Genomic DNA, 8909 nt, shown 5'->3' with positions numbered 1-8909 from the left:
GTCGGACTCCTTCATCTCGATGGCCTGGCCATCGCTGGAGAGCACCTCGACGTTGAGACACAGGGACTGCATCTCCTTGAGGAGGACCTTGAAGGACTCGGGGATGCCGGAGTCGGGAATGTTCTCGCCCTTGACGATCGCCTCGTAGACCTTGACGCGTCCGGGGACGTCGTCCGACTTGATCGTCAACAGCTCCTGGAGCGTGTAGGCCGCGCCGTACGCCTCGAGGGCCCAGACCTCCATCTCACCGAAGCGCTGGCCACCGAACTGGGCCTTACCGCCGAGCGGCTGCTGCGTGATCATCGAGTAGGGACCCGTGGAGCGTGCGTGGATCTTGTCGTCGACGAGGTGGTGGAGCTTGAGGATGTACATGTAGCCCACCGACACCGGCTCGGGGAACGGCTCGCCGGAGCGGCCGTCGAAGAGCAGGGCCTTGCCGGTGTGGTCGATCAGCCGGACGTCGTCGCGCGTCTTGAGCGTCGAGTCGAGCAGACCGGTGATGACGTCCTCACCCGCACCGTCGAAGACGGGGCTGGCGACCCGGCTCCCGGCAGGGGCCTCGTGGGCGTCCTGCGGGATGACCTTCGCCCAGTCGGGGTCGCCCTCGATCTTCCAGCCGCGCGAGGCGGCCCAGCCGAGGTGCAGCTCGAGGATCTGGCCGACGTTCATCCGTCCAGGGACGCCGAGCGGGTTGAGCACGACGTCGACGGGGGTGCCGTCCGCGAGGAACGGCATGTCCTCGACGGGCAGGATCTTGGAGATCACGCCCTTGTTGCCGTGACGACCGGCGAGCTTGTCGCCATCGGTGATCTTGCGCTTGTTGGCGACGTAGACCCGCACGAGCGAGTTGACACCGGGGGGCAGGTCGTCGCCCTCGTCCTTGTCGAAGACCTTGACCCCGATGACCGTGCCGGTCTCGCCGTGGGGGACCTTCAGGGACGTGTCGCGCACCTCACGGGCCTTCTCGCCGAAGATGGCCCGCAGCAGGCGCTCCTCCGGGGTCAGCTCGGTCTCACCCTTGGGCGTGACCTTGCCGACGAGCAGGTCGCCGTCGCGCACCTCGGCGCCGATCCGGATGATGCCGCGCTCGTCGAGGTCGGCCAGGACGTCCTCGGAGACGTTCGGGATGTCCCGGGTGATCTCCTCCGGACCCAACTTGGTGTCGCGGGCGTCGACCTCGTGCTCCTCGATGTGGATCGAGGAGAGGACGTCGTCCTGCACCAGGCGCTGGCTGAGGATGATCGCGTCCTCGTAGTTGTGGCCCTCCCACGGCATGAAGGCCACCAGCAGGTTGCGCCCGAGGGCCATCTCGCCGCCGTCGGTCGCGGGACCGTCGGCGATGACGCCGCCGGTCTCGAGCCGGTCACCCTCGTTGACGACGACGACCTGGTTGTAGCAGTTGCCCTGGTTGGACCGGTCGAACTTGGCGATCCGGTAGGTCTGCGTCGTGGCGTCGTCGTTGGCCACGGTGACCAGGTCGGCGCTGACCTCGGTGACGACCCCCGCCTTGGCGGCGATGACGACGTCACCGGAGTCAATGGCGGCACGTAACTCCATGCCGGTCCCGACGAGCGGCGCCTCCGACTTGACGAGCGGCACCGCCTGGCGCTGCATGTTGGAGCCCATCAGGGCGCGGTTGGCGTCGTCGTGCTCGAGGAACGGGATGAGCGCGGTGGCCGCGGACACCATCTGGCGGGCCGAGACGTCCATGTAGTCGACGTCGTTGCCGGGGATGTACTCGACCTCGCCGCCCTTGGTGCGCACGAGCACCCGGTCCTCGGCGAACGAGCCCTCGGCGTCCAGCTTGGCATTCGCCTGGGCGATGACGTGCTGGTCCTCCTCGTCGGCGGAGAGATAGTGCACGTCGTCCGTGACGCGACCCTTGACGACCTTGCGGTAGGGGGTCTCGACGAAGCCGAACGCGTTGATCCGGCCGTAGGACGCGAGCGAGCCGATGAGGCCGATGTTCGGGCCCTCGGGGGTCTCGATCGGGCACATCCGCCCGTAGTGCGAGTGGTGGACGTCGCGGACCTCCATGCCGGCGCGGTCGCGGGAGAGACCACCCGGGCCGAGCGCCGAGAGGCGACGCTTGTGCGTCAGCCCGGCGAGGGGGTTGTTCTGGTCCATGAACTGCGAGAGCTGGCTGGTGCCGAAGAACTCGCGGATCGACGCCACGACGGGCCGGATGTTGATCAGGGTCTGCGGCGTGATCGCCTCGACGTCCTGGGTCGTCATCCGCTCGCGCACCACGCGCTCCATCCGGGACAGGCCCGTGCGGACCTGGTTCTGGATGAGCTCGCCGACGCTGCGCAGGCGTCGGTTGCCGAAGTGGTCGATGTCGTCGACCTCGATGCGCACGTCGGCGTCCTTGCCGTCGCGCTTGCCCGGCATCGTCTGCTCGCCGGCGTGCAGCGTGACGATGTAGCGGATCGTCGCGACGATGTCGTCGATCGAGAGCGTGGACGAGCCGAGGCCGGCCTCGACCCCGAGCTTCTTGTTGATCTTGTAACGACCCACCTTGGCCAGGTCATAGCGCTTGGGGTTGAAGTAGAGGTTGTCCAGCAGGGTCTGGGCGGCCTCCTTGGTCGGCGGTTCGCCCGGGCGCAGCTTGCGGTAGATGTCCAGCAGGGCGTCGTCCTGGCCCTGGGTGTGGTCCTTCTCCAGGGTGAGGCGCATCGACTCGTAGTCGCCGAACTCCTCGAGGATCTGCGCCTCGGTCCAGCCGAGGGCCTTGAGGAGCACGGTGACCGACTGCTTGCGCTTGCGGTCGACGCGGACGCCGACCATGTCGCGCTTGTCGATCTCGAACTCGAGCCAGGCGCCGCGGCTCGGGATGACCCGGGCCTGGTAGATGTCCTTGTCGGACGTCTTGTCGGCCTGACGCTCGAAGTAGACGCCCGGGCTGCGGACCAGCTGCGAGACGACGACGCGCTCGGTGCCGTTGATGATGAACGTGCCGCGCTCGGTCATGAGCGGGAAGTCGCCCATGAACACCGTCTGGCTCTTGATCTCGCCGGTGTTGGTGTTCATGAACTCCGCCGTGACGAACAGCGGTGCGTCGTAGGTCTGGTCCCGCTCCTTGCAGGACTCGATCGTCTTGCGCGTCTCCTCGAAGCGGTGGTCCCTGAACGACAGGGACATGGAGCCGGAGAAGTCCTCGATGGGGGAGATCTCCTCGAAGATCTCCTCCAGACCGGACCGGTCCGGGACATCGGTGCGACCAGACTCCTTGGCCGCGGCGACGCGCGCTTGCCAGCGCTCGTTGCCGAGCAGCCAGTCGAAGCTCTCCGTCTGCAGAGCCAGGAGGTCTGGGACCTCGAGGGGTTCGCGGATCTGCGCGAATGACAGACGGCCTGAGGCCGTCCGTGCGGTGGACACAAACTGGGACGCGGTGCGCGAGGCAGCCAAGGAGGGTCCTTCCACGGGCCTTACCGGGTTGTGAGAACGGCGCTGCCGGCAGCCATGCTCGAGCGCCCACATCCCGGGACCACAGGCGCGCCCGTCCGGATCAGGTCCGGGAGCAACGCACATCGCAGGTGCTGGGGGTGGGTTCTTGGGCAAGGGGCAGCGCAAAGATGCAGTGTACCCACATCAGGGCATGGAAGTCCAACCGAGTCAAACGCTGTCGGTGGTCGCCCCGTTGAGGGCTCCGGCCCGGACAGGCTCGTCGAGACGCCACGAGAATGGACCCTCCGGGGCTCCACGTCAAGGGCACACGCCAGATCAGTTCGCCCAGACCGCATCGGCGCAGGTCGAAGGCGTCAGGCGACGAGGCTGCCGATCAGCACGCCCTCACCACCCGCGAGAACCGGCGCCTGCTCGAGCGGGATCCAGAAGCACTCGAGCCGGATCACTGGGCCCCGCCAGACGGGTCCACCTCCCGGCTCTCCCACCGCGCAGGCACGTCGCCGTCAAGGGCGAGGTGCACGGCATGCCGGCGTTGGCTCTCCGGCCGGCAAGGGGTCAGGTCGCCGGTCGCCCGGCCCGCCACCTCACCACCCGGTATGCCGTGAGGCCGGTCTCTTCCCATGCCTCCCGCAGCGCGGCCGTCGCCACGTCCTCCCACCACGTCGAGGTGGCGGATGACCAGCAGCCCGCCGTTGCTGACGACGTGGCAGAGAGGACCTTGTCGACGACAATTCGAGGGGTCACAGCGCCAGTACAGGGCCCGGACACGCGGGAAGGACCCGGCCACCGTGGGTGGTCGAGTCCTTCCGGTGAGGCGATCCCGGCCGCTCAGGGCGTCCGGGGCAGGGTCACTTGAGGGTGACGGTCGCTCCGGCGCTCTCGAGCTGCTCCTTGGCCTTCTCTGCAGCGGCCTTGTCGACCTTCTCCAGGACGGGCTTCGGGGCGCCATCGACGAGGTCCTTCGCCTCCTTCAGGCCGAGGCTCGTCAGGGCGCGCACCTCCTTGATGACCTGGATCTTCTTCTCGCCAGCGGCCTCGAGGACGACGTCGAACTCGTCCTGCTCCTCGACCGCGTCGGCCGGGGCGCCGGGGGCGCCGGCGGCGGGCGCGGCGGCAACCGGGGCAGCCGCGGTGACGCCGAAGGTGTCCTCGAACTGCTTCACGAACTCAGAGAGCTCGATGAGGGTCATTTCCTTGAAAGCGTCAAGGAGCTCGTCAGTGTTGAGCTTCGCCATGGTGGCGTTCCTTCCTGTTCATGCCGTGAGTGGCGTGGAGTGTGTGCTTGAGCCGGACCGGAGTGACCGGACTCAGCTCGCGTCGCCACCCGTGGCGACGTCCTGGGGTGTCTCCGCGTCGGCCGGGGCCTCGGCGGCTGCGTCCGCGTCGGCCGGAGCCGAGGCGGGTGCGTCCTGCGGTGTGTCCACAGCGTCCTGGGGGGCGTCGGCCGGGGCCGCGTCCTCGGGTGCTGCGACGGGGCCCTCGGCCTCGACCTTGGCGCGGAGCGCGTCGATGACACGGGCTCCTTGCGCCAGGGGGGCGGCGAAGAGGGAGACCGCCTGGCTGAGCGAGGCGTTCATGGCGCCTGCCAGCTTGGCGAGCAGGACCTCGCGGGACTCGAGGTCCGCGAGCTTCCTGATCTCGTCGGGAGTCATGGCCTTGCCGTCCAGGACGGCCGCCTTGATCACGAGGAGGGGGTTGATCTTGGCGAAGTCCCTCAGGCCCTTGGCCGCCTCGACCGGGTCACCGGTGACGAAGGCGATCGCGGAGGGTCCCTGCAGCTGCCCGTCGAAGGCCGTGACTCCGGCCTCCTTCGCGGCGAGCTCGGTGAGGGTGTTCTTCACCACGGCGTAGCTGGCATGCTCACGCAGCGAGTTGCGCAGCTGGGTCAGCTGCTTCACGGTCAGCCCGCGGTACTCCGTCAGCACGGCCGCACCCGAGTTGCGGAACTTGTCCGCGAGCTCGGCAATGGCGGCTGACTTCTCAGCGTTGGCCATCGGGCCTCCTTTTCGTAGCATCGGACCGCACGGCCCTCAGGTCACCCATAAGGAAAGCCCCGGCGCAGGCGCACGGGGCTGGGCGACACGGGTCTCAGGGACGGCGTGCCGGCTAACTCAGGTGGCCTGCGCTGGTGCCCTCTTCATGAGGGGCCTTCGGTCTGACGTCCGCAGGTGCGGGCGCCGGACAACCGGCGGTCTGTGGTCGAGGGCAAGAGTACGGGCGGGCGGCGCCACGGTCAAAACGGCGCCCGCCCCGGGCCTGCGAGAGGTGGATCAGCCCGTCGGCATCGACACTGAACCCACCTGGTCGGCCGGCGGCTCCGTGATCGTGACCGCCGAGCCCCAGTCGGTGTAGTCGACCTTGACGGTCGTCCCCTGCACGGCCACGGTGAAGTTCGACGGCAGGTCCTTGGCGTCGACGGTGACATCGATGAGGGACGTGGTCGCCCCCGAGACCTTGGCGTCGGCGATCTGGTAGTGGGTCATGCCTCCACTGCTGTCGACCACCTTTGCGGTGCCGCCCTTGAACGCGTCGACCATGGCCCGGGGATCGCCGGCGTTGGCGCCGAGCTGACTGATGCTCTTGCTGATGGGGTCGGTGCCGTTGGGGTCGATCTTGACCCAGGGCTTGCCCCCGCTCATCTGGGCGGGCACACCCTTGAGGTAGAAGACACTGCTCTTGGTGATGATCTCGATATTCTGACCCCCCGAGGACATCGTGCCGTGCATCTCGGTGGTCTTCTTGTCCACGAACACGAACTCGAGGGTGCCGGTGAGCGCCTGCTTCGCGGAGCCGCCCTCGCTCGACATCCTGCCCTTGCCGCTCCTCGCGACGATCATCGCGTCGCTGATCCGCGTCCCGAGGTCCCCGGCCGGAAGGGTCGCCCCGGCTGTGGCCGCCGGGGCGTTCGACGTCGTTGACGAGGACGCTGCCGACCCACCGGAGGACGACGGGGCCGACGTGGAGCCGGAGCTCCCACAGCCGGCAAGGGCGAGCGCACCGGACAGCGCGACCGCGGTGATGAGCGTGCTCTTCATGGATGTCCCTTTGCCGGCCCGTCGGGACCTGGTCGTCTCGTTCTCACGGCGCTTCGCCTGTCTCTCCCGAATCTATCAACCCCAGCGGCAGTCATCGCCCTGGCCGAACGACCATTGCCGAGCCCCCGCCGCGCCGAACCGTCTCGGCGGCAGCCTCGAAGAGCCCCCGGCCGACCGGTCTGATCGCCGTCACCGCGCCGATCTCGGGCGGGGTGCCCGGGGAGACGAGCGTGTGGCCGAGGGCCCTCAGTGCGGCCCCGTCCGGACCGCCGCTGATCGCCGGCTCTGCGCTCTCCCCGACGCTGTTGCGCGATGAGAGTCGGGGGGCAGCGATGGCGTCGACGAGCGGCAGGCCGCGGTCGAGGAAGCCGAGAACCGTCTGGGATACCGAGGTGATGATCGTCGCGCCCCCGGGCGAGCCGACGGCGAGCGCCGGTCGGCCGTCCTTGAGCAGGATCGTCGGGCTCATCGAGGACCGGGGTCGCTTACCCGGCCCGGGCAGGTTGGGGTCGGGGACCCCCGTCGTCAGGGGCCGGAAGTTGAAGTCGGTCAGCTCGTTGTTGAGCAGGAAGCCGTAGCCCGGGACCGTGATGCCCGAGCCTCCCGTCTGCTCGATGGTCAGCGTGTAGGACGCCACGTTCCCCCACTTGTCCGCGGTGACGAGGTGCGTCGTCGACTGGCCCTCGTAGGGCTCGGGCTGACCCTGGCCGGTGACGGCGCACGAGACGGAGGAGCCGTCCGGCGTGCCGAACGGGATCGGCCGCGCCTGCGTGGCGGCGGGGCTGAAGGGGCAGGCCCGCGCGGCCGCGAAGCGGTCACTTGTCAGCTCCTTCACCGGCACACCGGGGACGTCGCCGACGTAGCGGTTGCGGTCGGCGAACGCGGTCGCGGACGCCTCGGAGAACCAGTGCAGGTAGTTCGCGTTGTCGAGGTCCTTCACCAGTGTGCCGGTCCGGGCCTCGTAGGCCTCGACGAGGTTGAGGATCTCGGCGACGGCGATCCCACCCGAGCTCGGGACCGGCATACCGTAGACGTCGTAGCCGCGGTAGTCCGAGTGGATCGGTGCCTTCAGCAGCGCCCGGTATGCCGTGAGGTCGGCCGCGGTCAGCTGCCCTCCGAGGACGCTCACCCCGGGCGCCGTGTGAGGGGCACGGGACTCGGCGACGATGGCCGAGGCCAACTGGCCGGAGTAGACCGAGTCGACCCCCTTCGCCCGCAGCTCGGCGTAGGCCCTGGCCAGGTCGGGGTTGCGGAACCGCGACCCGACGGCCGGCGGCTGACCACCCGGGAGGAAGACCCCGGCGGTCGCGGGGAACATCGCGAAGCGCGCCGCGTTCTGGGCCGTCTGGTCGCGGAAGGTCTGGTCGACGACGAACCCGTCGGCCGCGAGCCGCTCGGCGGGCTTGAGCAGGTCGGACAGCCGCATGGTGCCGAAGGTGCGGGCAGCGTTGTCCCACAACGCCGGCGTGCCGGGGACTCCGACGGATAGACCGGAGCTGACCACGGTGGAGAAGGTCATCGGCGTGCCGTCCGCGTTCGTGAACGTCGTCGGCGTGAAGGTGCGCGGAGCGGTCTCCCGGCCGTCGATGGTCGTCACCTTGCGGGCCTCGGCGTCGTAGTAGACGAGGAAGCCGCCACCACCGATGCCGGCGCTGTAGGGCTCGGTCACCCCCAGGGCGGCCGCGGTGGCGACGGCGGCGTCAGCCGCGTTGCCGCCCCGCGCCAGGACGTCGATGCCGACCTGGCTGGCGTCGCGGTCGACGGAGGCCACGGCGCCCCCACTGCCGGTCATCACGGGCACCTTGGGAAGGGACCGGGAGCTCGGGGGCCGGGAGCGGTCGTCGGCGTGCGAGGGAGCGTGGCCGGAGGCACCGAGCGCCGTCGGAGCAGCGACGACTGACAGCGTCAGGGCGGACAACGCGAGGACGCTCAGCCCGACGAGCCGATGGGACATGGGAGATCTGGTCATCTCGCCACGGTAGGACGCGAGCACCGGCCTCGCCACCCGGGCCGACCGGCTCCCGGAGGGCGGCGCGGGTCAACCGTTCGGTCAGACTTCGTCCCAAAGTTGGGCAAAGGCGTTGTCCTCTGACATGGACCCGACCTACCCTCGGGTTCAGCCCACCGGTGACGTCCAGGACGTCCCGAGCCGAGTCCCGAAGCGAGTCAGCCCATGACGTCCGACACGTTCCCCGCCCCCACGGGCGCCCAGCTCGGCCGCCGCGCGGCCAACCTCACCCCCGGCGTGGGGTCCTCGCTGCGGACTGTCGCGCTCGCCGCTGTCCTCCTCGCGGGGCCCCTGGTGGGCGCGGTGACCCTCCCCGACCGGACCGGGGCTGCCACAGTGCTGTTCGGGGTCGTCGGGGCGATCGGTCTGTGCCTTCTCCTTGCTGGCGTCGTCGAGCTCCTGCCCGGACCCGGTCGGGTGCAGTTCCACGAGCACGGCTTCGTGCACGTGCGGCGCAC

General features: G+C 69.3%; 7 protein-coding genes. 1 reads left to right on the top strand and 6 read right to left on the bottom strand.

What is annotated here, in order from left to right:
- From rpoB to ggt, 6 genes are all read right to left on the bottom strand, one after another.
- Window positions 1-3408: DNA-directed RNA polymerase subunit beta (gene rpoB / locus ACLL9L_RS16755; protein ID WP_411285794.1), on the bottom strand; the 3408-nt coding region annotated here is incomplete at its 3' end.
- Between the two features lie 555 nt (window positions 3409-3963).
- Complete coding sequence (locus tag ACLL9L_RS16750) at window positions 3964-4152, bottom strand: NUDIX domain-containing protein (protein WP_411285793.1); 189 nt, start codon at window positions 4150-4152, stop codon at window positions 3964-3966.
- Between the two features lie 104 nt (window positions 4153-4256).
- Complete coding sequence (gene rplL, locus ACLL9L_RS16745; protein ID WP_411285792.1) at window positions 4257-4643, bottom strand: 50S ribosomal protein L7/L12; 387 nt, start codon at window positions 4641-4643, stop codon at window positions 4257-4259.
- 72 nt (window positions 4644-4715) lie between these two features.
- Window positions 4716-5402, bottom strand: coding sequence for a 50S ribosomal protein L10 (rplJ, locus tag ACLL9L_RS16740; protein ID WP_411285791.1), 687 nt, complete (start codon window positions 5400-5402; stop codon window positions 4716-4718).
- 276 nt (window positions 5403-5678) lie between these two features.
- The gene (locus tag ACLL9L_RS16735; RefSeq protein ID WP_411285790.1) at window positions 5679-6443 is read right to left on the bottom strand and encodes a hypothetical protein; all 765 of its coding nucleotides are present in this window, start codon (window positions 6441-6443) and stop codon (window positions 5679-5681) included.
- Window positions 6444-6534: 91 nt separating this feature from the next.
- Window positions 6535-8412: a gamma-glutamyltransferase gene (gene ggt, locus ACLL9L_RS16730; protein WP_411285789.1), complete on the bottom strand. Its 1878-nt coding sequence runs from the start codon at window positions 8410-8412 to the stop codon at window positions 6535-6537.
- 204 nt (window positions 8413-8616) lie between these two features.
- On the opposite strand from ggt, the gene ACLL9L_RS16725 reads away from it, so the two are divergent.
- A partial coding sequence (locus ACLL9L_RS16725; protein WP_411285788.1) for a hypothetical protein occupies window positions 8617-8909 on the top strand: 293 nt, incomplete at its 3' end.

The organism is Lapillicoccus sp., from assembly GCF_046595215.1.
GTDB lineage: Bacteria > Actinomycetota > Actinomycetes > Actinomycetales > Dermatophilaceae > Lapillicoccus.
This window is presented reverse-complemented; position numbering and strand designations above follow the sequence as displayed.

Coding starts and splice junctions, on each gene's coding strand:
- rplL (WP_411285792.1), bottom strand. CDS start 4,643: ATGGCGAAGCTCAACACTGACGAGCTCCTTGACGCTTTCAAGGAAATG.
- rplJ (WP_411285791.1), bottom strand. CDS start 5,402: ATGGCCAACGCTGAGAAGTCAGCCGCCATTGCCGAGCTCGCGGACAAG.
- ACLL9L_RS16735 (WP_411285790.1), bottom strand. CDS start 6,443: ATGAAGAGCACGCTCATCACCGCGGTCGCGCTGTCCGGTGCGCTCGCC.
- ggt (WP_411285789.1), bottom strand. CDS start 8,412: ATGACCAGATCTCCCATGTCCCATCGGCTCGTCGGGCTGAGCGTCCTC.